The sequence below is a fragment of the Paenibacillus xylanilyticus genome, assembly GCF_009664365.1.
Taxonomy (GTDB): Bacteria; Bacillota; Bacilli; order Paenibacillales; family Paenibacillaceae; genus Paenibacillus; species Paenibacillus xylanilyticus_A.
This window is the reverse complement of the sequence record NZ_CP044310.1, coordinates 5,571,427-5,596,684: the sequence shown is the minus strand read 5'-3', so window position 1 is coordinate 5,596,684 and position 25,258 is coordinate 5,571,427. Positions and strand designations below refer to the sequence as shown.

General features: G+C 47.4%; 23 protein-coding genes. 21 read left to right on the top strand and 2 right to left on the bottom strand.

The features are described from left to right. The first annotated feature begins 5 nt into the window (after nt 1–5). From thiD to F4V51_RS24940, 5 genes are all read left to right on the top strand, one after another. The gene (thiD, locus tag F4V51_RS24960) at nt 6–818 is read left to right on the top strand and encodes a bifunctional hydroxymethylpyrimidine kinase/phosphomethylpyrimidine kinase (RefSeq protein WP_095292321.1); all 813 of its coding nucleotides are present in this window, start codon (nt 6–8) and stop codon (nt 816–818) included. 238 nt (nt 819–1,056) lie between these two features. After that, a complete protein-coding gene (locus tag F4V51_RS24955) occupies nt 1,057–1,737 on the top strand; it encodes a response regulator transcription factor (RefSeq protein ID WP_095292323.1) in 681 nt (226 codons plus the stop codon). Then, nucleotides 1,734–3,491 (top strand): sensor histidine kinase, encoded by a 1,758-nt coding sequence (locus F4V51_RS24950; RefSeq protein WP_153980006.1) that lies wholly within the window; start codon nt 1,734–1,736, stop codon nt 3,489–3,491. Before F4V51_RS24955 ends, F4V51_RS24950 begins: the two co-directional genes overlap by 4 nt. A gap of 20 nt (nt 3,492–3,511) precedes the next feature. Next, nucleotides 3,512–4,057, top strand: coding sequence for a CDP-diacylglycerol--serine O-phosphatidyltransferase (pssA, locus tag F4V51_RS24945; protein ID WP_153980005.1), 546 nt, complete (start codon nt 3,512–3,514; stop codon nt 4,055–4,057). A gap of 14 nt (nt 4,058–4,071) precedes the next feature. Next, nucleotides 4,072–4,557 carry a DedA family protein gene (locus F4V51_RS24940; RefSeq protein WP_153980004.1) on the top strand — a complete coding sequence of 162 codons (486 nt, stop codon included), beginning with the start codon at nt 4,072–4,074 and terminating at the stop codon, nt 4,555–4,557. A 284-nt stretch (nt 4,558–4,841) separates the two neighbouring features. Here the strand turns inward: F4V51_RS24940 and F4V51_RS24935 are convergent, their stop codons facing one another. After that, nucleotides 4,842–6,032: a cation:proton antiporter gene (locus F4V51_RS24935; protein WP_153980003.1), complete on the bottom strand. Its 1,191-nt coding sequence runs from the start codon at nt 6,030–6,032 to the stop codon at nt 4,842–4,844. 373 nt (nt 6,033–6,405) lie between these two features. Here F4V51_RS24935 and F4V51_RS24930 point away from each other — a divergent pair, with 373 nt between their 5' ends. The 5 genes from F4V51_RS24930 to F4V51_RS24910 all read left to right on the top strand — a co-directional run bounded on the left by F4V51_RS24930 (nt 6,406) and on the right by F4V51_RS24910 (nt 9,648). Beyond that, the gene (locus F4V51_RS24930) at nt 6,406–6,990 is read left to right on the top strand and encodes a DUF420 domain-containing protein (protein ID WP_176476205.1); all 585 of its coding nucleotides are present in this window, start codon (nt 6,406–6,408) and stop codon (nt 6,988–6,990) included. 69 nt (nt 6,991–7,059) lie between these two features. Further along, the gene (gene gpmA, locus F4V51_RS24925) at nt 7,060–7,803 is read left to right on the top strand and encodes a 2,3-diphosphoglycerate-dependent phosphoglycerate mutase (protein WP_153980002.1); all 744 of its coding nucleotides are present in this window, start codon (nt 7,060–7,062) and stop codon (nt 7,801–7,803) included. A 206-nt stretch (nt 7,804–8,009) separates the two neighbouring features. Then, nucleotides 8,010–8,177, top strand: coding sequence for a hypothetical protein (locus F4V51_RS28895; RefSeq protein ID WP_153980001.1), 168 nt, complete (start codon nt 8,010–8,012; stop codon nt 8,175–8,177). Between the two features lie 150 nt (nt 8,178–8,327). Next, nucleotides 8,328–9,236, top strand: a complete 909-nt coding sequence (locus F4V51_RS24915; RefSeq protein WP_153980000.1) for an aldo/keto reductase — start codon at nt 8,328–8,330, stop codon at nt 9,234–9,236. A gap of 85 nt (nt 9,237–9,321) precedes the next feature. Continuing rightward, a complete protein-coding gene (locus F4V51_RS24910) occupies nt 9,322–9,648 on the top strand; it encodes a thioredoxin family protein (RefSeq protein WP_095292336.1) in 327 nt (108 codons plus the stop codon). Between the two features lie 71 nt (nt 9,649–9,719). Here the strand turns inward: F4V51_RS24910 and F4V51_RS24905 are convergent, their stop codons facing one another. Beyond that, entirely contained in the window at nt 9,720–10,508 is a 789-nt protein-coding gene (locus tag F4V51_RS24905; RefSeq protein WP_236146845.1) for an undecaprenyl-diphosphate phosphatase, read from the bottom strand. Between the two features lie 241 nt (nt 10,509–10,749). Here F4V51_RS24905 and F4V51_RS24900 point away from each other — a divergent pair, with 241 nt between their 5' ends. From F4V51_RS24900 to F4V51_RS24850, 11 genes are all read left to right on the top strand, one after another. Continuing rightward, a complete protein-coding gene (locus F4V51_RS24900) occupies nt 10,750–11,382 on the top strand; it encodes a TetR/AcrR family transcriptional regulator (RefSeq protein WP_153979998.1) in 633 nt (210 codons plus the stop codon). A gap of 131 nt (nt 11,383–11,513) precedes the next feature. Next, a complete protein-coding gene (locus F4V51_RS24895; RefSeq protein WP_153980854.1) occupies nt 11,514–12,341 on the top strand; it encodes a substrate-binding periplasmic protein in 828 nt (275 codons plus the stop codon). A gap of 30 nt (nt 12,342–12,371) precedes the next feature. After that, complete coding sequence (locus tag F4V51_RS24890) at nt 12,372–13,016, top strand: amino acid ABC transporter permease (RefSeq protein WP_153979997.1); 645 nt, start codon at nt 12,372–12,374, stop codon at nt 13,014–13,016. A 16-nt stretch (nt 13,017–13,032) separates the two neighbouring features. Next, entirely contained in the window at nt 13,033–13,779 is a 747-nt protein-coding gene (locus F4V51_RS24885) for an amino acid ABC transporter ATP-binding protein (RefSeq protein WP_153979996.1), read from the top strand. A gap of 64 nt (nt 13,780–13,843) precedes the next feature. After that, on the top strand, nt 13,844–14,266 hold the full coding sequence (locus tag F4V51_RS24880; protein WP_076311998.1) for an OsmC family protein: 423 nt from the start codon (nt 13,844–13,846) through the stop codon (nt 14,264–14,266). A gap of 307 nt (nt 14,267–14,573) precedes the next feature. Next, nucleotides 14,574–16,364, top strand: a complete 1,791-nt coding sequence (locus F4V51_RS24875; RefSeq protein WP_153979995.1) for a sensor histidine kinase — start codon at nt 14,574–14,576, stop codon at nt 16,362–16,364. Beyond that, entirely contained in the window at nt 16,357–17,946 is a 1,590-nt protein-coding gene (locus F4V51_RS24870) for a response regulator transcription factor (protein WP_162009988.1), read from the top strand. Before F4V51_RS24875 ends, F4V51_RS24870 begins: the two co-directional genes overlap by 8 nt. A 187-nt stretch (nt 17,947–18,133) precedes the next feature. Then, nucleotides 18,134–21,022 carry a glycoside hydrolase family 2 protein gene (locus tag F4V51_RS24865; RefSeq protein WP_153979993.1) on the top strand — a complete coding sequence of 963 codons (2,889 nt, stop codon included), beginning with the start codon at nt 18,134–18,136 and terminating at the stop codon, nt 21,020–21,022. Nucleotides 21,023–21,301: 279 nt separating this feature from the next. Continuing rightward, on the top strand, nt 21,302–22,285 hold the full coding sequence (locus tag F4V51_RS24860) for an ABC transporter permease (RefSeq protein ID WP_153979992.1): 984 nt from the start codon (nt 21,302–21,304) through the stop codon (nt 22,283–22,285). A 15-nt stretch (nt 22,286–22,300) separates the two neighbouring features. After that, nucleotides 22,301–23,203: a carbohydrate ABC transporter permease gene (locus F4V51_RS24855; RefSeq protein WP_095292355.1), complete on the top strand. Its 903-nt coding sequence runs from the start codon at nt 22,301–22,303 to the stop codon at nt 23,201–23,203. A 185-nt stretch (nt 23,204–23,388) separates the two neighbouring features. Further along, nucleotides 23,389–25,077 carry an ABC transporter substrate-binding protein gene (locus F4V51_RS24850; RefSeq protein WP_153979991.1) on the top strand — a complete coding sequence of 563 codons (1,689 nt, stop codon included), beginning with the start codon at nt 23,389–23,391 and terminating at the stop codon, nt 25,075–25,077. Nucleotides 25,078–25,258 lie beyond the last annotated feature (181 nt).

The following is a 25,258-nucleotide window of genomic DNA, read 5'->3' as shown; positions in this document are numbered from 1 at the left end:
CTACCATGACGATTCCAAAAACATTGACAATAGCCGGCTCAGATACAAGCGGCGGCGCAGGAATTCAAGCTGATTTGAAAACATTCCAGGAGCTTGGTGTGTACGGTATGACCGTTCTGACGACGGTTGTGGCGATGGAGCCTGAAACATGGGACCATCAGGTTTTCCCTGTGGCTCTGGATGTAGTGGAAGCACAGCTCCGTACCGTTCTGGACGGAATTGGTTTTGATGCGATGAAGACGGGAATGCTGGGCTCCGTAGATATTATTGAACTGGTCGCGAAGCATGTTCGCCGCAGTGGTCTGCCACAGATCGTCATCGATCCGGTAATGGTTTGCAAAGGTACAGATGAGGTGCTGCAGCCTGAAAATACGGAAGCGATGATTGAATTTTTGCTGCCGGGTGCTGACCTGGTTACTCCAAACCTGTTTGAAGCTTCCCAACTGGCCAAGAGCGGACCGATCCGTTCCAAGGAACAGATGGAAGCAGCAGCTGCTGTAATTCACAACCATGGGGCGAAGCATGTCCTGATCAAGGATAGAGGCGTCATTACCCCAGGTAAAGCGATGGATCTTCTCTATGATGGCAAAAACTACGAATGGTATGAAGCCGATGTTGTTGGTTCCGGTTATACGCATGGGGCGGGTTGTACAACCTCTGCAGCGATTACCGCTGGTTTGGCGCGCGGTCTGTCTGTAAAAGAGGCTGTACGTGAAGGCAAAGCCTTCATTACTCAAGCGATTGCTGGCGGATTCCCGCTCAATCGTTTTGTTGGCCCGACGCTGCACGCGGCACACCGCTTGGAGCAACAACGCTAATAGCGGATGCGGTAAGCGATACCGGGAAAGAGAACTTGGATTCAGCTGAAGGGTGGTTGTCAATGGGCGAAGGTGGCTCGTTGGCAACCGCCTTTTTGTGTGGATTGCTGCGAATTCGGTAACTTATATGGGGTATTAATCGTATATAACATGGAGTTCATTCCAGAACATGGATGGACACACGAACGACACATGGAATCGGTATGTTAACAGAAGAAAGATAAAAGGAGAGTCGGCCATGGTGAGAACAGTGCTTCTCGTGGAAGACGAAAGCCGCATTCGTGAAATTGTGGCCGATTATTTTATAAAGGAACAATGGAATGTAATCGAGGCAGAGCATGGAATTGAAGCACTCCAACTGCTGGATCTTCATGAAGTGGATCTGGTCATTCTCGATGTGCTGATGCCTGAAATGGATGGATGGACGCTATGTGAGCATATTCGGTCTCAATCCACCGTACCTATTATAATGCTGACCGCAAGGTCTGAAGATGATGATAAGATCCACGGATTTAACCTTGGAGTCGATGACTATGTAACAAAGCCCTTCAGTCCTCGTGTGCTGGTTGCGCGTGCAGAGACATTAATGAAGCGAGTCGAAGGTGCAATCAGCAGGGAACAGGGTGTGATCCGGTTTGGTCACGCATTGCTTGATCCTTGGGCAAGACGACTGGAGATGAATGGAATGGAGGTAGAGCTTGCACCAAAAGAGTATGAGCTGCTGCTCTACCTGGCACGCAATCAGGGAATCGTTCTATCCCGGGATGCAATCCTTAATCGGGTCTGGGGATATGACTTTGATGGTGATTCCCGCGTTGTGGATACGCACATCAAGAAGCTGCGCAGCAAACTAGGGGATGAAGCCAAGTGTATCCGGACAGTTATTGGCACGGGATATCGATTCGAGGCTGAGGCATGAGACGTAATGGCGTAACGATGAAGCTATTTCTGGTTATGGCTGGTTTTCTGCTCCTCTTATATGGAACATCAGTGACCGCACAGTTGGTCTGGTTCCCGGACTTTTACCAGCATCAGAAGATCAGCAGCATGAAGAAAAAACTGGCGAAATTTGAACAGCAGTATTCCAGAGGGCATTGGGATAGTATACAGCTGGCCAAGGAAACCGGGAAGTTCATGCGTCAGAATCAGTCGCATCTGGTGATTTTGACAAGTACGGGTAAACTGGTCAACGATCCGTTTCACATTACTCTTCTCCGCGAGGATGGCAGTCAGGTGAAGGTCTCCCTGTCCCTGTTCATCAATAGTGAGAACGCGGGCTGGATTGCCACTCATCTGAAATATGGTCAGGAATTGACCGTCACAGGTCCGGCCAGCGGGTTGAACGAACCGATGGTCTATCCGTTGAAAATCCAGGACAACAACTCTGCCGCGCGAGGTACGGAGGACTTTCAGGAGCTCTCTGAGCCGGTTCAGGAATGGTCTGGTGTATTGACCGAAGTGGTGCTTCCCAATCTGGGAACATGGAGTCAGAGACAGGGATTGCTTGTGCAGGCACTGGACAGCCGCTTCCCTCTCTCAACGGAGGACCAGCTTAGTTTGGCTAATGGCAAGATGCTTAATGAAGAATGGACCGATAGCTGGAGTGGTGTTCGGAATGTGATTACCATTGCTCCGGTCCACAAAAACGGGCCTCAGCAGCAGCTTATTTTTTCCCTGACTTCTCTGCAGGAGATGAGGGAAGCCAATGAAGCAACGCGTTTGTTCTATGCATATTTTGGTATGGGTGCTTTTGTGCTGATTCTGTTGCTTTCTCTGTTATTATCCAGAATCGTCACAAAACCCTTACTGGCCTTGAACCATGTGGCCAAAAAGATGTCGACGCTTGATTTCTCCGTGAAATCACCAATCAAACGCAATGATGAAATTGGCAGTTTGTCCGACAGCCTGAACGCTCTGTCCACCACATTGGGGCAAACGCTGGAGGAGCTTAGACAGGCGAATCGTCAAATGCGGACCGATATGGAGATGAAGCAGCGGATCGAACAGCGGCAGCGTGAATTTTTTGCGGATGCATCGCATGAACTCAAAACGCCTATCAGTATCATCAAGGGATATTCCGAAGGGCTGAAGGATGGAGTCAGCGAGAACAAGCGGGAGCGTTACATTGAGATCATTGCGGATGAAGCGGTCAAAATGGAAACGATGGTTGAGGAAATGCTGGATCTCGTTCGGTTGGAATCCCAGGCGATCAAGCTGAATATCGGTGCAGTTGTCCTTGGAGACATGATCGAGGAGATTGCCGGACGTCTCGGCCCGCAGCTGAAGGAAAAAGGGCTCGAAATCGTGCTTGTCTCCACTACAGAGCAGACCGTCGAAGGAGATCGAAGCAAGCTGGAGCAAGTGATCTATAACATGATGATGAATGCTATACGTCATGCGCTGCCGCAGACCGATATAATGATAGAGATCAGCAGACTGGAAGGGCAGGTAAGAATCTCCATCGAGAATAAAGGCGAAGGGATCTCGGAAGCTGAACGCCAGTATATCTGGGAGAGATTTTATCGGGTAGAACGATCACGGAATCGCAAAATGGGGGGAACAGGCCTGGGCCTGGCCATCGCGAAGCAGATTCTTGATCTGCATGGATGCAGTTATGGAGTGGAGAACACGCCGGACGGAGTCCGCTTTTATATTATTTTTCCTAATGCTTAGTACGAAAGGGAGTCAAGTCTATGAAATCTTTACCGTCCATTTTAACATTGGGCAATTTAACTTCTGGCATGCTCGCCGTCATTATGGCTATTCATGGCGAGTTTGCACTGGCCGTGACAATGATTTGGGTGGCCATGTTCTTTGATCTGTTTGACGGCTATGCCGCACGAAAATTGCATTGTGAAGGGGAGTTCGGCAAGGCGCTGGATTCCCTGGCTGATGTCATTTCCTTCGGAACAGCCCCGGTGCTGATTCTGTATCTGAATTCCATGAACGAAGTAAGTGTGCTTGGCATGGCATTAACGGCATTGTTCCCAGTATGCGGCGCCTTGCGTCTCGCTCGTTACAACTGTCAGAAGACAGCAAGTGTAGGTTTCGTCGGAATGCCGATTACGTTTGCGGGCGGACTAATGTCCTTTTTCGCGCTCTGGAGTCCTTATTTCACCCACGGTGTAGCCTATCTTGTTATCGTTGTATTATCCGGTCTAATGGTCAGCCAAATTCGATTCCCATCTCTGAAACAGGTGTTGGCGCCTCATGAGAAGGACATCGTGGAACCGAAATAAGGAGCGAGTCAGTCATGGAAATTGCTAAGGAGTTTATTGGTCAATATGGATATTTTGCAATCTATGGATTGCTTGCTCTTGGTGTCTTCGGTATGCCCATTCCAGATGAGGTGATGATGACCTTTGTGGGTTATCTCGCCTCGATCTCGGTCCTTAATTATTCCGTCTCGATCATTGTCAGCTTTGGCGGTGCATTTACCGGCGGACTGCTCAGCTACGCGATTGGCAAGAAGGCGGGAAGACCCCTCGTCGTAAAGTATGGCAAGTGGATAGGGGTGAACCCCAAAAGGCTGGGGAGGGTGGAGGGCTGGTTTCTGAAGTATGGGTACTGGTCCATTATCCTCGGCTACTTTATTCCTGGCATTCGTCATCTGATGTGCTGCTTCTCCGGCATCAGCCGCATGGCCATCGGAAAATATGTAGTGATCTCCGGGATCGGGGCATTCATATGGTGCGTCGTATTTATAACGATCGGTTTCTACGTTGGTGTGTTAACTTAAAATGGGACAACCTGTTCGGGTTGAGGATAAAGACCTCTTGTATATGGAGCGGTCTTTTTTTGTTTTTCTAGAAGCTTGAAAGGAATACAAAAAGCCGCTCTGAACATTTACCCCTTTTTGGATCAAAAGGAGAAAATGTATCAAAGCGGCGTGTGCTTCACGGCCTAATTTTCTTTATTGAGGACAAGTATAACGTTAGAAGCCGGACTATTTCAATATTCAATATTGTAAAAGATAGTCATTCCGAAGCTCTACTGTGGAACATACTGCATTCGTTAAAGGGACTATCCATTTAAATGAGCGTCCTCAATCCCTTGTTCAACACGTGTCTCCCCTTTTTTGCGAGCAAAGGTTATTTTGAGCAGCGGCGGGGTAACAAGTGTAGTTATGATAACCATGATGACCACGCTGGTAAAATACTCGGGGTCGAGCAAGCCGGAAGTGAGTCCGGTTGAAGCAATAATTAGTGCAACCTCACCTCTGGATATCATTCCCGCACCGATGGCCATGGATGATGAGCGATCAAAGCCTGTAAGCCGTGCACCAGCTCCCCCACCAATCCATTTGGTTATAATGGCAATCAGACTAATGACTACGATGAGCAGGATCTGTGAACCAACCCCGTCAAAGGTAACATTTAGTCCGATGCTTACGAAGAACACAGGCACGAAAATGCTGTATGCGATGGGCTCCAGTTTCGTCTCGACTTCATGTTTGAAGTTGGTTTGAGAGATCGCAATCCCGGCGGCAAAGGCACCGATGATTCCTGCCACGCCCATCCATTCGGCGAAATAGGAGAAGGCAAAGCAGATGATCAGTCCAGCAGTAATGACGGTTTCTGTTACCCGTAAAGGGGCCATCCATTTCATAATCCGTGGAACAAGCCACCAGCCGGCAAAGGCGATGATAACGAAGAAGAGCGCCTTCTTACCGATAAGCAGGCCGATCGAGACATCACCTGCGCCAGCTCCAAGCAAGCTCATCATTACGGCCAGCAGAACAACGACCAGCACGTCGTCCACAACGGCTGCACCCAAGATGGTCGTACCCTCACGTGAACTGAGTTGATTCATATCTTTTAATGTTTGTACGGAGATACTGACAGATGTTGCACAGAACAGAAGTCCGAAGAACAGCGCATGTGCCTGCGTCATGCCAAAGGCAATAGCCGATCCATATCCGCCGATAAAAGGCAAGATCACGCCCCCAACCGCTACGGCGAAGGCCGACTTCCAATTTTTCTTCAATTGCTCCAAATCCGTTTCCAAGCCCGCAATAAACATCAGTAACAGTACACCAATTTCAGACATGTGATGGATGAAATCCGTAGGCTGAACCCAACCTAACAGCGCAGGTCCAAGAATTACGCCTACGATCAGTTTACCCAGTACAGAAGGCTGTCCTAATCTAACGGATAGGTCTCCGGCTATTTTGGTGAAAATCAGAATGATGGCAAGAACCAAAACAAATTCCATAGTGTGCTCCTCTCTTGTTCGCGTTTATAAGGTTACCTGTCCAAAGGTGTTTCATTCCAAGTCCAGCATACAAAAAAGGCATGCAGATAGGGCTTGGAAACTGCCTCTGCATGCCTAAAAAAGACAAAGAGGGGCCCTTGGTGACAGGCTCCTCCAGTTTTGAACGCGTATGTGATTAATTGCATTAATTATACCATAAACTCTGTTTTGGGTAAACCAGAGACTGCCTATATTCGGATGAAAACAAACTGTTAAGGGCATTTTATATGGGCAGGGGACGCTTTTTGTTCAGAGTGTTGTCACTTAACAGGGGGCAGGCCGCGAGATATAATGACATAGAACATAGAAGTTAGCATATGAGGAGGATTTTGCTTTGGGCAAACATAACAAAGGGGATTCGAATATTCAATCCAATTCGGCCGCCCCGACAAGTAATAAAAATTTTGCAGGTATCATTATTACCATTTCTATTCTTGCCAATGTCATTATTTTATTGTTGTTCTTCGCACCTTCGATCGGATACAAAGGGGATGTCGCCTTTGATATCACGGTGCTGCCGCGGTTCAATGCGGTGTTTAACAGTTTCACTTTCATTTTCCTGCTTGCCGCGCTGATTGCTATTATCAAAAAGAACGTAAAGCTCCATAAACGGTTTATTCTTGCTGCGTTCTCAACAACATTGCTGTTTCTTGTCACGTATTTGTCGTTCCACTATCTCTCTCCGGAAACGTCCAAATACGGCGGGGAGGGCATTGTTCGCTCCATCTATTTCTTTATTTTGATTACTCACAGTGTTCTTGCAGCCATTATTGTGCCGCTGGCTTTGTTCACTCTCGTGTGGGGCTGGACAAACCAATTGAAGAAACACCGCAAAATTGCTCGCTGGACGATGCCGATCTGGCTGTATGTTAGTTCCACAGGGGTAGTCGTTTACCTGATGATGGCTCCATACTATTAATGTAGTTCATTTTCTGAGGCATATCTCGCCGCACATGCGGGTAATGATTTCGAGGAAGGAGGTACGGCAATGTACAGAGTGGTATTAATTCGTCATGGACAGAGTATGTGGAATGTAGAGAACCGATTTACAGGCTGGACTGATGTAGACCTGACTAAGGACGGATATGGTGAAGCCCGCAAAGCTGGCAAAATCTTAAAGGAACAGGGTTTTGATTTTGACTATGCTTATGCTTCAGTACTTAAACGTTCCATCCGAACGCTGGACATTGCGCTTGATGAGATGGACCGGTTGTGGATTCCGATCACCAAGACATGGAAGCTTAATGAACGTCATTACGGTGCTCTGCAGGGTTTGAATAAGCAGCAGACCGCCGTCAAATACGGAGAAGACCAGGTTATGGAGTGGAGACGTTCAGTTAGCGTATCTCCGCCACCGCTGGATGAGACGGATGATCGTTATGTGCAGGATGTGGACAAGTATAAGCGTCTGGGTTGTACCATCCCCCGTACCGAGAACTTGATGGATACGTCCAAGCGGGTGCTGGAGTACTGGAACAGCGAGATCAAACCCATGGTGTCAGCCGGGAAAAGGGTACTGATCTCTGCGCACGGGAATACACTTCGTTCACTTGTTATGCATTTGGATGAGATGTCGGAAGCCGATGTTATGGCTCTCAACATCCCCACAGGCATTCCGCTTGTTTACGAGCTGGATGAAAATCTGCATCCTATCGGACACTTCTACCTGACTGCGGATGGTTCGACGTACAAGCATGAAGAAATGACCCATGTTGCACCGCCGTCGGATTGATCTCAAGTCAAAGAGCTAATCAAGGTGACTCCTAATTTTAGGGGTCATTTTTTGATGATATCAATTAGGGTGCTCGCATTCAGGAGAGTTCTCTGCATCGTATCCAGGAGATATGGCTAGCGTGACATAGCCGTTTCGTTTTCCTCACAGAGGGTAAATTTCAAGCAAGACACGATGTACATCAATCCCTTAAGGAGGAGAAACACATGTCTAAAAAAAGCGGAATTATAATGACGGCCATTGGTGCAGGCGTAACTTATCTGATGAGGAACAAGCAGGCTAGAGATAAACTGTTCTCAACGGTTTCCGGCATGATGAAAGGCTCAAATTCTTCAAATGGAAGCAAAAAAGTACAGCGAGTAGACATCAATTAGACTCACGTTGTGGATACATTAGCGAGGCCCGGAGCCCTTTAAGTTCCGGGCTTTTCTGTGTTTATTCCCATGGCAACCTTGGATGCGATTTTTACAAGGAAGAATGATACAATGGATACTTGCAGAACGTATGAAAGGGGATGTACACACATGAAGAAAAACCGTCTGGGCTCATCTGAACTGTACGTTGGAGAAATAGGACTGGGCTGTATGTCGCTCGGAACCGAAGTAGAGCCCGCCATTAATTTGATTCATGAGGCACTGGATCGCGGCGTCAATCTGCTGGATACAGCTGACCTGTATGATGCAGGACGTAATGAGGAAATTGTGGGGAAAGCAATCCAGGGACGCCGTGATCAGGTAATCCTGGCAACGAAGGTCGGCAACCGCCGATTGCCAGGGAAAGAGGGCTGGTCATGGGATCCGTCCAAAGCGTATATCAAGCAAGCTGTCCATGACAGCCTCAGACGACTCCAAACGGATTATATCGACCTGTATCAGCTGCATGGCGGTACATTGGAGGATCCAATTGAAGAGACGATTGAAGCCTTCGAGGAGCTGAAGCAGGAAGGGCTGATTCGGTATTATGGCATATCGTCCATTCGCCCGAATGTAATTCGGGAGTATGTAAGAAGATCATCCATTGCCAGTGTTTTGAATCAATACAGCGTCGTGGATCGCCGGGCTGAGGAGGAAGTGCTGCCTTTGCTTGAACAAAAGGGGATTAGCGTCATTGCCCGCGGACCTGTTGCCAGCGGTGTACTCGCAGATTCCGGTGCTTCCAAGGTAGAGAAGGGTTATCTGGATTATACGCCGGATCAGCTGCTTGCCATTCGTGAAGGCTTGAGCCGCCTCGTTACGGACAAGCGAAGCATGGCGCAAACTGCGATTCGATACGCCTTGTCCCATCCTGCTGTAGCTGCCGTTGTTCCTGGAGCAAGCTCCCGAACACAGCTGCTGCATAATATTGAGGCTGCATCATCTGCACCTCTTACGGCTGCGGAAATTCAAGAAATAAGGGAGCAATATCCGGCCAATCAGTACAAGCAGCACCGATAAACATCCGGTCTGCCTATTGCAATTGTAACTATTAGAGGTACAATAGAGGTCAACCATTAAGATTAGTACAAGGGAGAGAAGACATATGGAAAGAATTCAAAGTGAACAGCAATACCGTGATACCATTAATTCAGACGGGCTGACCGTCATCAAATTCGATACAAACTGGTGCCCGGACTGCAAAAACCTTGACCGTTTTATTGGCGCAGTCATCGATCAGCACTCGGACAAAACCTTCTATGCAATGGATGCGGAGGAATTCCAACCGCTTGCTGAGGAAAATGCGGTACGCGGCATTCCAAGTTTGCTCGTGTTCCAGAACGGCAAGAAAATTGCCCACCTGCATAGCAAATGGGCAAAAACGCCTACACAAATCTCCGAGTACCTGGAGACGCTGGAATCCAAAGTATAAGGATATGAAGAAGGCGACACCGGTTCCGGTAGGAACGCGTGTCGCCTTTTTAGATTTGTTTTTTACTTGAACTACATCATCAAAATGAAAAAGAATACAGCTGCCAGCACAAAGCGATAAATCGCAAAGACAGTCAGGCTGAGCTTTTTCAAAATGGACAAGAATGTCTTAATGGCAAGCATAGCTACGATAAATGCAGCGATAAATCCAATCGCAAAGATAGGGAAGTCGCTACCGTTCAGATGATCGATGCTTTTGTAGAGGTCGTATCCTGTGGCTCCAATCATGATAGGAACGGATACCAGGAAGGTAAATTCAGCAGCAGCAACGCGGCTTACCCCTGCGAACAATCCTCCAGAGATCGTTGAACCGGAACGTGAGAAACCGGGCCACAATGCCAAAATCTGAAAAAGTCCCACGACAAATGCTTGTGTATACGTAATATCGTCCACATCATGTGTTGTGATTCGGTGACTGCGGCGGCTCCAGCGCTCAGCTACAATCATCAAGATCCCGCCAATGACCAAACTGTACAATACGGTCTCTGGCCCAAATAGATGTGCCTTGATCCAGTCGCGGAAAACAAGTCCAATGACTACAGCCGGTACCATCGCCAAAAAGATATGTACAAGGTTCAGACGTTGGGAGTAGCTCCTTTTGCCTCCGGTGAAGCGGAACATATCAATGAATTTGTTCCAGTAGAGCACAACGACAGCAAGTACAGCACCGAGTTGAACAACCACTTCAAACGTTTTGACTGACTCGTTGTCCTCCGATAATCCCAGCAAGTGGGCGGTCAGAATCATGTGTCCGGTTGAGGACACGGGCAAAAACTCAGTCAAACCTTCGATGATGCCCATAATAATGGATGATAAAATGTCCAATGCTCTTCCTCCTTGAAATGCAGATGCAGAAGGTGGTCTGCTCTGCTTGACTGACAATGCTTGTTCAGCAGAACAAGGCTATCATCTATTATGATCAGAAACGTGTCCAACTTCAACTTATGCATTGAATTGATTGTTTAAAACCATATTGACAAAAACCTAGTTATCCCATAGGATATAGTTAACTGACTGACTGATCAATCGGGAGGGTATTGAAATGTCCAAAGTAAATGACAAGGAACCCGGAGAAGAACGCCGGGATCAGATTATACGTATTGCGATGCAGCGATTTGCGACTCATGGGTATCACCAGACCAAGATATCGGATATTGTTCGTGAAGCTGGTGTAGCTCAAGGGACGTTTTATTGGCATTTCAAGAGTAAGGAAGCCATCGCTGAAGAAATTGTGTTAACGGGCAGAGAGAAGCTGCTTGAAGCTATCGGTCAGGGTTATCGCAAGGATGCAGGATCGGTTGAGGATATGGTCAAGGCGTCAGAGCGATTGTTCGTCCGGTTGTTCTCTTTTGCCGCAGACAACCGTTACTTTATGGAGCTGCTGCTGAAAGGTGTCGTGACCGAAGAATCGGTACGTCGTCTGGTTGAGGAGACACGCGGTGCTGTGGAGTCAGCATTCCGCCATAACATGGAACGTGCCATTGAACTTGGCATGCTGCCACCTTCGATGGATGTGCCTGTACGGGCTGCTCTGTTGGTGAGTATGATCGAAGGCATGATCTCCCGCTGGCTGTTTGGCTCTGCGGAGCTGCATGAGGGTATATCGGCCAAGACAGCTGAATCGCTCGCGGCGGAAGCATCCAGCTTTGAATTTTACGGTTTGCTGGGCACGTAATGCTGTGCCTGTACCGAGGGCTTTTTTACATGATTGAGACAGAAGCAGGGAATAATGGATACAACTATTAACCACATGAATGAGAGGAAGTTAACATGATGAATAAAGGAACACCAAGTAACGGCAAAAAGATGCGCAAAAGTTGGATGCTGACGGCAATTCTGCTTATGGTTGTACTGGTTGTAAGTGCATGCGGAAGCAAAACAACCGACAATGGCAGCAGTAATGGAGCACAAGCAAGTAATGAACTGGAACAGATCAAGTCAGCGGGTACCATGAAAGTAGGTATGATGGGTACATACCGTCCATACAACTTCCTGAATGACAATAAGGAGATGGATGGTTTTGATGCAGATATCGCACGTGAGGTTGCCAAGCGCCTCGGGGTTGAAGTTGAATTTGTCTCCCAGGAATTCTCTGGCCTGACACCAAGCCTGCAATCGAAAAAGATTGATGCCATTATCAGCCAGATGACGATCACCGACGAACGGAAACAGGCGCTCGATTTCAGTGAAGGCTATATCACAAACCAAGTCAAAATCATTGTGAAAGACGATAATAGCGATATTACCAAACTCGAAGATTTCAAAGGGAAAACGATTGGTGTAGGTCTGGGTACAAATGATGAAACTTATCTGCGTAATGAAGTGCTGCCGAAAGTGGGAGACTTCACCATTAAGACGTATGACGATGTCATCACATCGCTTAAAGATCTGGATGCAGGACGCATCGATGCAACAATCAACAACCTATACGCGCTTAAACCCATTATTGATTCCAACGGATTCAAGATTAAGGCTGTAGGTGAACCGATCAAGAGTGACCAAGCCGGTATTGCTGTTCGGAAAAATAATCCGGAACTTGTTGCAGCGCTGAACGAAGCTCTTCAAGGCATGAAGGATGATGGCACGTACAATACCATTTTCAAAAAATGGTTTGGTGAAGAGCCTGCGCAATAATGACCGGCAAGGCGAAGGGAAGTTTGATCCATGGAACTGGTATTTGAGAATATCCCCTTCTTTTTGAAGGGGGCTTATTACACGCTTTATGTGACCATAATTTCAATGTTTTTTGCATTTTTGATCGGTGTGATTGTAGCTGTTGTCCGACTGAAAGGGCCACTATGGCTTCGGATGATCGCACGATTCTACGTATCCATCATGCGGGGAACCCCGCTGTTGGTGCAATTATTTGTTATCTATTACGGATTGGTCGATTATGGTGTAACCTTGGGATCACTCACAGCAGCATGTTTGGGACTTAGTTTGAATGCAGGAGCGTTCCTGTCTGAGACATTCCGAGGCGCCATACAAGCTGTGCCCAAGGGACAGACAGAAGCGGCTTATGCAACGGGAATGACACCTTTTCAAACGATGAAACGAATCATATTCCCGCAGGCAGTTCGCATTGCCATTCCACCGATGGGGAATACCTTTATTGGTATGCTGAAGGAAACATCACTTGTGGCAACCATCGGTGTAACGGAGCTTCTGCGCTCAGCACAGCTGCTGGTATCGCAATATGCTTTAAACATGCCGTTTTATCTTGCAATTGGTGTTATGTACTGGATTATGAGTATCGGCTTCTCGGCCATTCTGGAACAAGTGGAGCGCCGGTTGGCCCGGGCTTACTGATGGAGGGAGAGAACCGATGATTACAACGACTGGACTGAAGAAACATTTTGGAAATCATGAAGTACTTACGAATATTGACCTGCACGTGAATGAAAAAGATATCGTAGTCCTGCTAGGACCAAGTGGTTCCGGCAAAAGCACGCTGCTTCGCTGTCTGAATGGACTAGAGGAACTGTCCGGCGGAAAGATCGAAGTGAACGGCATTATCGTAGACAGCAATGATCCGCTGCGAGTTCAGCGCTCACGGGTGCTTGAGATCCGCCGTCAGACTGGCATGGTGTTTCAGCAATTCAACCTTTATCCGCACAAAACGGTACTGGGAAATGTGATGGAAGGCCTCGTGACGGTGAAGAAAATCAAGCGCGACGAAGCGGCCGAACGCGGCCGCATTCTGCTGGATCGTGTAGGACTGTCGGACAAGCAGGATGCTTATCCATCCCGGCTGTCAGGTGGACAACAGCAGCGGGTTGCGATTGCTCGTGCACTTGCCATGGAACCGAAAGTGATGCTGTTTGATGAGCCGACTTCAGCCCTTGACCCTGAACTTGTAGGCGAGGTTCTGTCGGTCATGAAGGAGCTGGCACAGGAAGGCATGACGATGCTGGTGGTCACGCATGAATTGAAGTTTGCCAAGAATGTGGCCAATAAGATCGTATTTATGGCCGACGGTTCGATCGTGGAAGAAGCCAGTCCACAGGCATTTTTCGAACATCCGGAACAGGAACGAACACGAAGATTTTTGCAGCAAATTACTGAATTTTGAGAATGCCGTACCTGAAACGGATATCTGCAGAACGTAAACCATTTTAAGAAAGAAGGATAACATCATGAATGTAACAACCGTATGGAAAGGCAAACGCGCGTTTACTTCCGAAGGACCCTCTGGCTATGCTGTAGGCATGGATGCCACGGCTGCTTATGGTGGTGACAGCAAGGGTGCTACACCGATGGAACTGTTGCTTGCAGGTCTTGGAGGATGTATGGGAATCGATATTACGATGATTCTGGACGCCTTCCTGGACAAAATCACCGGAATTGAGATTGAAGCTCAGGGTACGCGCAGTGAAGGGATGCCCAAAGGCTTTACGTCCATTGACCTCATCTTCAAAGTCGACGGAGATATCCCGGATTACCGTATCTGGAAAGCCATCCAGATGGCTGAAGAAAAATACTGCGCTGTATCGGCTTCATTGAGCGCGGATATTCATCCTAAGCTGATTCTGAATGGGGTAGAGACACCCCGTCCTTAATTGTTTAATATAGCTTCAGCAAAAGGGTCTTGCGTTTATATCGCCATCTGTTTGCGATGCAGCATATCTGCAAGCCCGGCCGCCATACCTATGGCGGCCTTTTTATTGTTTTTGGATGGTGAATACATCATTTGGTCACTGCAATTGAGCAAGAATGTATGCTAATCTAAGGAAATAATTGCCGAGACCAAAACCTGGAGATATAAGAGCTTATACGGGTTGTATGGTATGATAAGTGGAAACGCAGGAACTGATTGATCTTGCCATTTGTATGTAAGCGCTTATATAGACAATGGAAGGTGCAGATATGTTAAGAAGGTTTATACGTGTATCGAACAATCTCAAATTGAAGCATAAACTGCTGATTTCCTATGTACTTGTCGTCATGATTCCGGTTCTGATCATCGGTCTTGCCGTGACCGGATATTTCCGGCAGCAGGCACTGGATAATGCGATCGGGCAGACAATCAACAACGTGGACAAGATCAAGAGCCAGACAGCCACATTGCTGCGTGTGCCGACGGATATTTCCGATATTCTGATGTTCAACAACGAACTGAAGGAGATTGTGAACAAGCGCTATTCCAGCGTAATGGAACTCACTTCTGCTTATTTGGCCTATAAGGATTTTCAGGAATATAAGCGACAATATCGTGAGGTGGCAGGCATTCGTTTTTATTCCGATAACCCCACCCTGATCAATAATCTGGAGTTTATCCCGTTGAACGAGCAGACGAAGCAGAGCTATTGGTATCAAAAAGCGCTGTTATCGACGAACACGGGATGGTTCTACATTCCCGACAAGGAAGATAATCCGGTTCACAAACTCAGCCTGGTGCGCAAAGTGCCTTTTCCTGAATATCGCACTGAGGGTGTACTGCTGATTGAAATCAATCAGGATGAGCTCAACGAATTACTTCGACAGGAACCCTTTGAAACGCTGATGGCGGATGAGCAGGGTTATGTTGTGGCTGCCAAAAATACGGATCTGGTGGGCAAAACGCTGGACGAGCTGGATTTCGGCGTTGATTTACAGAATCAGGCCAAGGGAACACTGGAAGCTGATTTTCAGGGAGAGCCGTCCAATATTGTTATCGATGAGCTGCGCCCTGTGTCGAGTATGAACAGCTTGAAGGTGATCTCCGTCTTCGAGACCAAGGATATCGTCAAGGATGCCAATAAGATCAGTTTGATCGGTATGCTCTTTATCTCCCTTGTCTTAATCATTGCCCTCTTACTTGTATATATTATTTCATTCCTTACTTCGAACAGGCTGCTTCGTCTTAGCAAGCATCTGAACAAGCTGGCCCTTGGGGATCTGAATGTGACGTCCAGAATCGATGGAGACGATGAAATTGGACAATTATCGAGACAATTCAATTACATGGTCAAAAGCATAAACGAATTAATGACGCAGGTCGTTGAAACGACTGAGCAGAACAACCAATTGGAAATCGCGCAGAAAGAGATTAAACTTAAAATGATGGCAAGTCAGATTAATCCTCACTTTTTGTTTAACGCCCTGGAGTCCATTCGCATGAAAGCTCATATCAAAGGGGAGGCTGAGATTGCGAATATCGTCAGACTGCTCGGCAAACTGATGCGCAAGAGCCTTGAAATCGGGAGTGGCAAAACGACCTTCCAGGCTGAGCTCGAGATGGTTAGCTCCTACCTGGAGATACAGAAATTCCGCTACGGGGATCGACTTGCCTTTCAGATTCATATCGATCCCGGAGCAGAGAAAATATACATTCCGCCTTTGATCGTTCAACCTCTGGTGGAGAACGCCATTGTGCATGGATTGGAGAATAAAGAGGGAACGGTCCATGTCAATGTAGATATTCGTCTGGTCAATGATGTGGTACAGGTTCGTGTCAAGGATGATGGGGCCGGTATTACACCGGAGCGTCTTGCAGAGGTTATGCAATTTATTCGCGGACCGGAGGAGCAAGAGAAGAGCCGGATTGGGCTGCGCAACGTGCATCAACGGTTAACGCTGACATACGGTGAACCGTACGGATTACAGATTACGAGTGTGTATGGGGAAGGAACAGAGATTGCTTTTGAATTACCTTCAGGAGGGGAACCGCATGTATAAAGTATTTTTGGTGGATGACGAACCGAGCATACGCGAAGGACTGACAACGATCATTGATTGGGCCGAGTATGGATTTGAGGTGATCGCTACCGCCGCCAGTGGACGGGAAGCCATTACTCGATTTGATGAGCTTAAACCGGATCTGACCATTATCGATATCCGTATGCCAGGCATGACTGGACTGGACGTAATCGAAGAGGTGCGGAAACAACATCCTGGATCACATTTTCTCATTCTGAGTGGGTATGCCGATTTTGATTATGCCAAGAAAGCAATCAGCTTCGGTGTGGATGGATATTTGCTCAAGCCTGTGGATGAAGAGGAGATTATTGGTGAGCTTCAGCGTATTGCTGCCGTGCTTACACGTGAGCAGGAAGCGCTGGCGCGTCATGCAGGTGAAGATACGGCATATCGGGAGCATCAGATCGAGGCACTTTTGTTTGATAATCTGGAAGGCGTTGGTCCCATCGAAGAGGATGCCCTTGGGTTGAAGTGGCCGCAATATCAGGTTGTGCTGTTAGAGATGCATACTGCACCTGATGTGCAGCGTGGAGGTGTAGTTAAACGCAAGCTGGCAGAGGCCTTTGATCAAAAGGATCGGGGAATCGTCTTCTCTTATCATTCGGGTCTTGCCTTGCTGTGCAAGGATCCTATCACATCGGCTTCGTCTGCCGAGCATCTATATGATGAGCTGAAGCGGCTGCTCGGAGAATGGAACATTACGATGTACGGAGCTGCAGGTGAACCGGCCAACACCACCTCGGAGATTGTGAGATCCTATAAAGAGGCGAACGGACTGCTGGCAGAACGTTTTCTATTCACCGAACAACGCATTATGTTGTGGAATGAAGAGCTTGCTGCTGAAGGAACGGCTGCTTCCATGATCGGCGAAGATGAAAGCGCTGAGCCTGAAGAGTCGGAACTGGCAGACAAGCTGTATTATGCGCTCGACATACGCAGCATGGAATCTGTAATTCGGGTGCTGGGTGAGATCGAGGAGCGAATTGTCCCTTATCACCGGACAGAGCAGGCAATCAAAACAGCATTCTCTCAGGTATTCTCCATGGCTATCAACAAACTGGCTGCCTCTAACCAGCATATGCAGTCCATCATGCAGGAACATTCTGTCCTGATTAACGAAGTTTATCATCAATTAACGGTATCTGATCTGAAGGCGATGGCAGAAGGCCATCTAAGCCGTCTTATTCAACGTATGGGCGGTGGCAGTAAAGATACGGCACTAAAACAAATGATCGATTTTATTCGGCGTAATCCCGGGGAGAATCTCAAGCTGGAGGTTCTTGCTGAAGTGTTCAACTATAACAGCAGTTATCTGGGCAAGCTGTTCAAGAACCACACAGGAGAGTATTTCAACGCATTTCTGGACAAGGTTCGTATGGAAAAAGCGAAGGAGCTGCTTGATGAAGGGTTAAAGGTTCATCAGGTCGCTGCAAGAGTGGGGTATGCTAACGTGGATTATTTTCACGGCAAATTCAAGAAATATGTAGGAGAGTCTCCTTCCGCGTACAAACATGCCAGATCCCAATCTAAAGATCAGCCTGAAGAGCCTGACGGCGTATAGTCGCAGGTAAAATAGCTCTACTTTTTATATGTACATTTTCTTTTCTTAAGATATAAAACGTTTTCGGGCTTTTCATGTCTTATTTGCATCAGGATATAGTCCATCGTCTTCCTTATATAAGCAATGGTGCCTTCCATATGTACGTCTTAAACTGGATGTATCTCATTCCGGACAAGGAGACAATCAGATGAAACCATCGGATATACAAGCTGTTCGTCATACGTTTGACCTGAAGGGGACCTGGAAGTTCTGTCTCGAAACAGACCTAGCCAATGGCGGGAGACCGCCATTTTCTGAAGAATCCATATGGGGAACGATTCAGGTTCCAGGTTCCTGGGAAGAGCAGGGGTATGGGAACGAGCCGGATTATCACAGGATGGATACATGGACCAAAATACGTGAATACGAGGGTGCTGCCTGGTACTGGGCCGTAGTAGATCTTCCGGTGTCAGAGCCGGACTGCGATTATGTATTGAGACTTGAGGGAGTCAGATGGACAACAGATCTCTGGGTAAATGGACATCATGCCGGGCAGCGTGACAGTCTGCTTGTGGCGCAGGAATGGAACATTACATCTCTAATCCATTCGGGAGGGCAAAACCAGCTGGAATTGCGTGTGGATAATACGATGAAGCTGCCTTTGGCCGGAAGTCATATCCATTCCATCCATACGGCTACAGCGTGGGGCGGAATTACAGGCGGAGCCTATCTGGATCGGCTGCCGTCTTCCCGGATCAAGCAGTTGTATATCCTGCCTGACGCGGAGAACGGGATCATAACGATCCGATATGATGTAAGCGCTAGCGAGTCAACCCTATCCAGTACAAGTCAACTTCATGTGGATATTAGGCATCCTGATGGTAGCTGGCTTCCGAGGCAGAGCCGCACCATCGCTTCGATGTCTCTTCCGAATGAGGACCAACAATTCGAAGGGAGTTATGGAGCGGAGCAGTGGGATCTTGATCTTGATCTTGATCTGGAGAAGGACATTGCTCTGTGGTCAGATAGTTCTCCGAGGTTATATCAGGTCGTGGTCTCCTTGCAGGATGAGGGACGAGAGCTGGATCGGGTGGAACGGACATTCGGCATGCGTTCCTTCAGAGCAAATGGAAAGAAGCTTGAGTTAAACAATGTGCCGGTATTTTTGCGCGGATACGTGGATTGTTGCATTTTCCCATTAACGGGTTATCCGGTCTGGGACAAGCAGCATTATGTACAGCAGTTCCGTACGGCAAAGTCTTATGGATTCAATCATGTACGTCTGCATGGGTGGAGTGCACCCCGGCCGTTCTGGGAGGCTGCAGATGAAGAAGGCATGCTTGTCCAGGCTGAACTTCCACATTGGTCACGGTGGTTTGAGAATCGTGACGTGAAGGCACCAGCAGAGATCAAACTATTTTTGACCCGGGAATTAAAAGGTTTATTGCATTCCTTGCACACACATCCTTCCTTTGTCATGTTTTCGTTGGGAAATGAACTGATTGGGCCTAACGGACATCCTGAATTGAATGATTTGGTAGAACTCGCTCGTTCGCTTGACCCAACAAGGTTATATACGGATAATACGGGCTTTGGTCAGCTGCCGGCTCAAGGCCGAAATGCAGACTTTTATATTCAGTCATTGAACTGGCATCCTCCTCTGGAATCGGAGCTGTCTGCCGTACCGGACACCACGCTGGATTACCATGAAGTCACCCGGCTTACAACTAATCCGGTCGTTGGGCATGAACATGCACAGTTCACCATGTATGTACGCCCTCAGGAGCGGGAGAAGTACACAGGCGTCCTGCGCCCAAGCTGGCTTAAGTCCATTGAAGAGTCCATTGCACGCAGAGGTCTGGCCGATGATGTGGCAGATTTTCAGCATGCAAGTGGCATACATCTGATACGGTCGCTAAAGGAAGCAATGGAGCGAGTTCGCCGCACTCCAGATGCAGCCGGCATACAACTGCTTGATATCCGCGACTTTCCTGGACAAGGACATGCGACCACGGGATTTCTGGACGTGTTCTGGGAGAGCAAGGGAATAGTGGAACCAGCCGCATTCAAGCAGTTTAATGAAAGCATTGTGCTCTTGCTGGGTAGCAGACAGCGGACCTACTATGCTGGGGAACCCGTCCATATTGAAGCCAGCTTATCTCATTATGGAGAGAAGCCGATTGTAGATGCCTCAATCCATTGGAAGCTAATCCGTAATCATATCATTGAGGATGAGGGTGAATGGTCATATGGAGATATCAGCTGTGGCTCGGTTGTTTCACTTGGGCGTCTGACCATACAGGCACCTAAGGATGGGGCTGCTGCCTTTGTCATTGAAGCTGAGATCAGATCAGGCCATTCGGAGATCGTTGCAGATAGTGTCTGGTATGGGTGGTCATTTCCTCACTATCATCCTCACGACCGATCTCATCGGATCTGGAATGGTGTAGGTGAGCTGCAGCCATTTTTACTGGATTCCCTCCATCGTCAGGTGGACCATCTGGATGGAAAAGACTTGATCAGCCAAAGTCAGATAGACTTGGTAATCATCTCTTCACTTACGCCTAATGTACTTGATTATCTGATGAATGGTTGCAATGTCTGGCTTCAGGTCAAACCGGATGAACTCTATGATGCTGTAGAGACCAAGTATCTGCCTGTATTCTGGAATTATCTCATGTTTGCAACACAGTCTGGAGCAACAATGGGATTAAATCTGCAGGAAAAGGTACCTTTGCTGGGTCGTTTCCCCCATGATCAGGCTTCAGATTGGCATTGGTACCACCTGGTGAATGGTACTCCTGCGATATGCCTTGATTCGCTGCATGGAGTACGTCCCTCTATAGAAGTAATTGATCATTTTCACAGAGCCAAACGATTGGCATATGCTTTTGAGGCCAGAGTGGGGCGGGGGAAACTGCTAGTATCGTCTTTGCCGTTTGCCAATGTTTCCATGATGAAGCGCCCTGAAGCTGCTTTCCTGTTTCAGGAGATGGTCGCGTACTTGCTCGGAGATCAATTCGACCCTGCTGCCACGATATCGGCGGCCGAGTTGCTGGGCGTCGTTAAGCTGCAGACCATTCAATTCACATTATGATTATGAGGACCTGATTCAGGTCCTTTTTCGATTCTCTAAAAATGAAGGTAAACGAATTCTATAAAACGTTTTCGGTTTTTAGCATTTAAGATTATTTCTACCTTTTTATGGCGTAAATTGTAGATGAAAGGCTATAAAATAGCTGATTTTGAGCAGATAATGTCGAATTCTGTGGGGGGATATCTAATTTTTATATGATTTTCTCTAAAATCCAGATGGTATTTTGAAAACGCTCTATCAGTTATGATGGATCTATAAAACAGAGGAGGGGGAACGGAGATGGAAACGCTAACAAAAAAATCCGCTTCCGCGAAAAGAAGCAGTAACCCCAAGCCGCCAACAAACAAACGGCGGAACGGAATTTGGGATAGCATCAAGCAGCAGAAGTATCTATATCTCATGTCACTGCCATTCGTAGTTTGGGTTTTTGTATTTAACTATCTGCCGCTATGGGGATGGACAATGGCTTTCCAAAATTTCAAACCAGCCAGATCGTTCAGCGACCAAGAATGGGTTGGTTTTAAACACTTTGTAGAGCTGTTTAGCGATGAGCGGTTCTATCTGGTACTTCGAAATACGCTTGCAATGAGCTTAATGGGGCTGATTGTCGGTTTTGTCGTGCCGATTTTCTTTGCAATTCTCTTGAATGAGCTCAAAGGCATGTTCTTCAAACGTGCGGTGCAAACGGTATCATATCTGCCTCACTTTGTATCTTGGGTCGTGGTTGCGGGGATTATTACCAAGATGCTTTCCACCGATGGCGGGATCATCAATGACCTTTTGTTAGGTTTGAATATTATCGATCAGCCAATCCAGTTCATGGCGAAGGGCAACCTGTTCTGGTACATTGTAACCGCTTCAGATATGTGGAAGGAAACCGGCTGGAACGCCATCATCTATCTGGCGGCGATTACCGGTATTGACCAGGAACTTTACGAAGCTTCCCGAGTGGACGGTGCGAACCGCTGGAGACAGATGTGGCACATCACACTGCCAGGTATTCGGACGACAATCTCCGTATTGTTCATCATGTCCATCGGACACTTGATCAGTATCGGTTTTGAGAAGCAGTTCTTGCTTGGTAACAGTTTGGTGACCGACTACTCCGAAGTACTTGATCTATATGCGCTCAACTATGGTTTGAACATGGGACGATTCTCATACGGTACAGCTATAGGTATATTCAACTCCGTTGTCAGTATCATCCTTCTGTTTACAGCGAACGGGTTGTTTAAGAAATTCACCAAAGAAAGCATCATGTAGGGAGGGGGGAACACTATGGCGAACAAATCATTCAATGCTACACGGGGCGATAAACTGTTCGATATATTCAATATCATTGCTATGGCGCTGGTACTGATCGTGACGCTGTATCCATTCCTGAACGTGCTTGCGATCTCCTTGAATAACTCAACAGATACGGTACGTGGCGGAATTTACTTGTGGCCGCGGGAATTTACACTGGAAAACTACAAAACGATCTTCCAATATGACGGGCTGCTGCAAGGTCTGCAGGTTTCCATTATGCGTACGATTGTAGGTACACTGCTCGGTCTGATCAGTTCCTCGATGATTGCCTTTACACTGGCTCGTCCGGACTTCAAATTGAGAAAATTCGTATCCACTGCACTTGCACTTACGATGTATTTCTCCGGTGGTCTGATTCCGGTCTACATCCTGATGCGTGACCTGAACCTGATCGGTACGTTCTGGGTGTATGTATTGCCAGGCATGATCAGTGCGTTCAACGTATTCGTTATTCGTTCCTTTATTGACGGACTTCCGTATGCGCTTCAAGAATCGGCGAAACTGGACGGTGCCAATGACTTTAAGATTTATTACAAAATCATCCTGCCACTCTGTAAACCGGTTCTTGCAACGATTGCATTGTTCCTGGCGGTAGGCCAATGGAACGCATGGTTTGATACGTATCTGTACAACGGTTCCAAAGCACATCTTACAACACTCCAGTATGAGTTGATGAAAGTACTGCAAAGTACACAGCAAGGTTCTGGTGCTGGACGGAATGCCAATGACATGGCACAGCAGATGACGCAGATTTCACCAGAATCCATCAAGATGGCCATTACGATCGTTGTTACCGTTCCAATCCTGGTTGTATATCCATTCCTGCAAAAGTACTTCGTAGGCGGTATGACACTGGGTGCAGTAAAAGCATAATAATCAACATTATAGAGCTGCCAAAAAGAGCAGCCGTAAACTAAAAAAAGCATCAGATGCCCGAGGCGTGACCAACTGGTTTGCGCCTCACCGTATAGGGCTGCGGAGCGGCATTCATGAAGCTATAGACAGGGACAAAAAAGTCCCGGATAAGACAGACATATGAAACAGGGAGGATTACCATTATGGCAAGTTTTAAAATGAAAGGGGCACTGGCTCCTGTACTTGCGATGTCTTTGCTCGCAGGTTGTGGCGGTGGAGGAACTGGCGGCGAAACGTCGTTTAAAGACACAAGTGGTGAAACGACTCCGCTCACATTCAGCTTTTTTAGCGTCGATCCGAGTCCAAACTGGAATGGCATGAAGGATGAGGTTGGCCAGGTTATCACGGAGAAAACAGGAGTAACACTTAACGGTGAATTTGCCGTCAGCGGTGGTCAGGACAAAATATCCTTAATGGCAGCGAGCGGCGATTATCCCGATATCGTGTCACCCAAAGGTGAGCTTAGCAAGCTGGTGGATGCAGGAGCAATGTTGGATCTGACAGATCTGATTGACCAGTATGCTCCCAATCTGAAGAAGCTGTATGGTAATTACATGGACCGGTTGAAATACAGTAATGAGGATGAGGCCATTTATGTGCTGCCAACATATTACGCGGTAGACCAAAAGTACTTTGATGCAGGCGGCGGGTTCGGTATTCAGCACCGTGTATTGAAAGAGCTTGGCTACCCTGAGGTGCGCACACTCGAGGATTTCGAAAATGTGCTGAAGGCATACAAAGAGAAACATCCGACGATTGATGGACAACCAACGATCCCTCTAACACTTGATGCGGATGACTGGAGAATCATGATCACGGTAACGAATCCGGCTTTCCTTGCAACAGGTGCACCGGATGACGGTGAATACTACATCAATCCGGAAACGTACGAAGCAATGCTTCACTACAAGCGTCCAGAGGAAAAAGAGTACTTCCGTTGGTTGAACAAAATGTATAACGAGGGATTGCTTGATCAGGACAGCTTCGTACAAAAAACGGATCAGTATAAATCCAAGATCGCAAGTGGACGTGTACTTGGTGTAATTGACCAGGATTGGGGCTACTCCGATGCTGAAAATGCATTGAAAGCAGCAGGCAAACCTGAAGCAACGTATTCACACTTCCCGGTGACCCTGTCTGAGGACATCAAGGACCATTCCTATCAGGACACGGGATTCGTATCCGGCTGGGGTGTAGGTATTACTACGACGAATCCGGATCCGGTTCGTGCGATTAAATTCTTCGACTACCTGGCTTCGGAAGAAGGTCAAGTGCTGATGAACTGGGGAATTGAAGGCCAGCACTACGAAGTGAAGGATGGCAAGCGTGTCATTCCTGCCGATGTTCTGGACCAGAAGACAAACAATGCTGCCGTATTCCAAAAAGAGACAGGGATTGGTCTCTACACGAATATGTCCGGTCACTACGGAGACGGGGTTAAAGATTCGACGGATAACTACTACACCACGAATTTCCCTGAACAGATCGTAGCAGCTTATTCCGAACCAGAGAAAGAAACACTGCAAGCATATGGTGTTACAACCTGGAAGGACCTGTACCCAAGTGAAGATGAGTTTGCGGTTAAGCCATGGGGAGCAGCTTACAATTTGCCAACGCCAGGTGACTCCGATTATAACGTCATCTTCCAAAAAACGCAGGATATTATCCGTAAACGAATTCCGGAGGCTATTCTCAGTTCCCCGGATCAGTTTGACGGCATCTACGATGGAATGATTGCAGAAGTGAACAAGGCCGGAGCAGAAAAAATGGAGCAGCAATACACCGAGCTTGTCCAAAATCGCGTTAAATTGTGGAATGGTGAAGCTCAATAATTGATTATTGTTTATCATTCATTTTTTGAAGAGAGGAACCCAGAAACCTGGGTTCTTCTTTTTGTACTAAAACGTTTTCCGAAAAACGTTTTCAAATTTGTGATTTCACTATTGACAAGGAGTTTCGGAGCGATTATGATTCAATTATGAAAGCACTTACATCACTGGTATGACAGACCTT

Excerpts from the sequence above, each read along its gene's own strand:
- thiD (WP_095292321.1), top strand. The coding sequence starts at position 6 with ATGACGATTCCAAAAACATTGACAATAGCCGGCTCAGATACAAGCGGC.
- F4V51_RS24955 (WP_095292323.1), top strand. The coding sequence starts at position 1,057 with ATGGTGAGAACAGTGCTTCTCGTGGAAGACGAAAGCCGCATTCGTGAA.
- F4V51_RS24950 (WP_153980006.1), top strand. The coding sequence starts at position 1,734 with ATGAGACGTAATGGCGTAACGATGAAGCTATTTCTGGTTATGGCTGGT.
- pssA (WP_153980005.1), top strand. The coding sequence starts at position 3,512 with ATGAAATCTTTACCGTCCATTTTAACATTGGGCAATTTAACTTCTGGC.
- F4V51_RS24940 (WP_153980004.1), top strand. The coding sequence starts at position 4,072 with ATGGAAATTGCTAAGGAGTTTATTGGTCAATATGGATATTTTGCAATC.
- F4V51_RS24935 (WP_153980003.1), bottom strand. The coding sequence starts at position 6,032 with ATGGAATTTGTTTTGGTTCTTGCCATCATTCTGATTTTCACCAAAATA.
- gpmA (WP_153980002.1), top strand. The coding sequence starts at position 7,060 with ATGTACAGAGTGGTATTAATTCGTCATGGACAGAGTATGTGGAATGTA.
- F4V51_RS28895 (WP_153980001.1), top strand. The coding sequence starts at position 8,010 with ATGTCTAAAAAAAGCGGAATTATAATGACGGCCATTGGTGCAGGCGTA.
- F4V51_RS24915 (WP_153980000.1), top strand. The coding sequence starts at position 8,328 with ATGAAGAAAAACCGTCTGGGCTCATCTGAACTGTACGTTGGAGAAATA.
- F4V51_RS24910 (WP_095292336.1), top strand. The coding sequence starts at position 9,322 with ATGGAAAGAATTCAAAGTGAACAGCAATACCGTGATACCATTAATTCA.
- F4V51_RS24905 (WP_236146845.1), bottom strand. The coding sequence starts at position 10,508 with ATGGGCATCATCGAAGGTTTGACTGAGTTTTTGCCCGTGTCCTCAACC.
- F4V51_RS24900 (WP_153979998.1), top strand. The coding sequence starts at position 10,750 with ATGTCCAAAGTAAATGACAAGGAACCCGGAGAAGAACGCCGGGATCAG.
- F4V51_RS24895 (WP_153980854.1), top strand. The coding sequence starts at position 11,514 with ATGCGCAAAAGTTGGATGCTGACGGCAATTCTGCTTATGGTTGTACTG.
- F4V51_RS24890 (WP_153979997.1), top strand. The coding sequence starts at position 12,372 with ATGGAACTGGTATTTGAGAATATCCCCTTCTTTTTGAAGGGGGCTTAT.
- F4V51_RS24885 (WP_153979996.1), top strand. The coding sequence starts at position 13,033 with ATGATTACAACGACTGGACTGAAGAAACATTTTGGAAATCATGAAGTA.
- F4V51_RS24880 (WP_076311998.1), top strand. The coding sequence starts at position 13,844 with ATGAATGTAACAACCGTATGGAAAGGCAAACGCGCGTTTACTTCCGAA.
- F4V51_RS24875 (WP_153979995.1), top strand. The coding sequence starts at position 14,574 with ATGTTAAGAAGGTTTATACGTGTATCGAACAATCTCAAATTGAAGCAT.
- F4V51_RS24870 (WP_162009988.1), top strand. The coding sequence starts at position 16,357 with ATGTATAAAGTATTTTTGGTGGATGACGAACCGAGCATACGCGAAGGA.
- F4V51_RS24865 (WP_153979993.1), top strand. The coding sequence starts at position 18,134 with ATGAAACCATCGGATATACAAGCTGTTCGTCATACGTTTGACCTGAAG.
- F4V51_RS24860 (WP_153979992.1), top strand. The coding sequence starts at position 21,302 with ATGGAAACGCTAACAAAAAAATCCGCTTCCGCGAAAAGAAGCAGTAAC.
- F4V51_RS24855 (WP_095292355.1), top strand. The coding sequence starts at position 22,301 with ATGGCGAACAAATCATTCAATGCTACACGGGGCGATAAACTGTTCGAT.
- F4V51_RS24850 (WP_153979991.1), top strand. The coding sequence starts at position 23,389 with ATGGCAAGTTTTAAAATGAAAGGGGCACTGGCTCCTGTACTTGCGATG.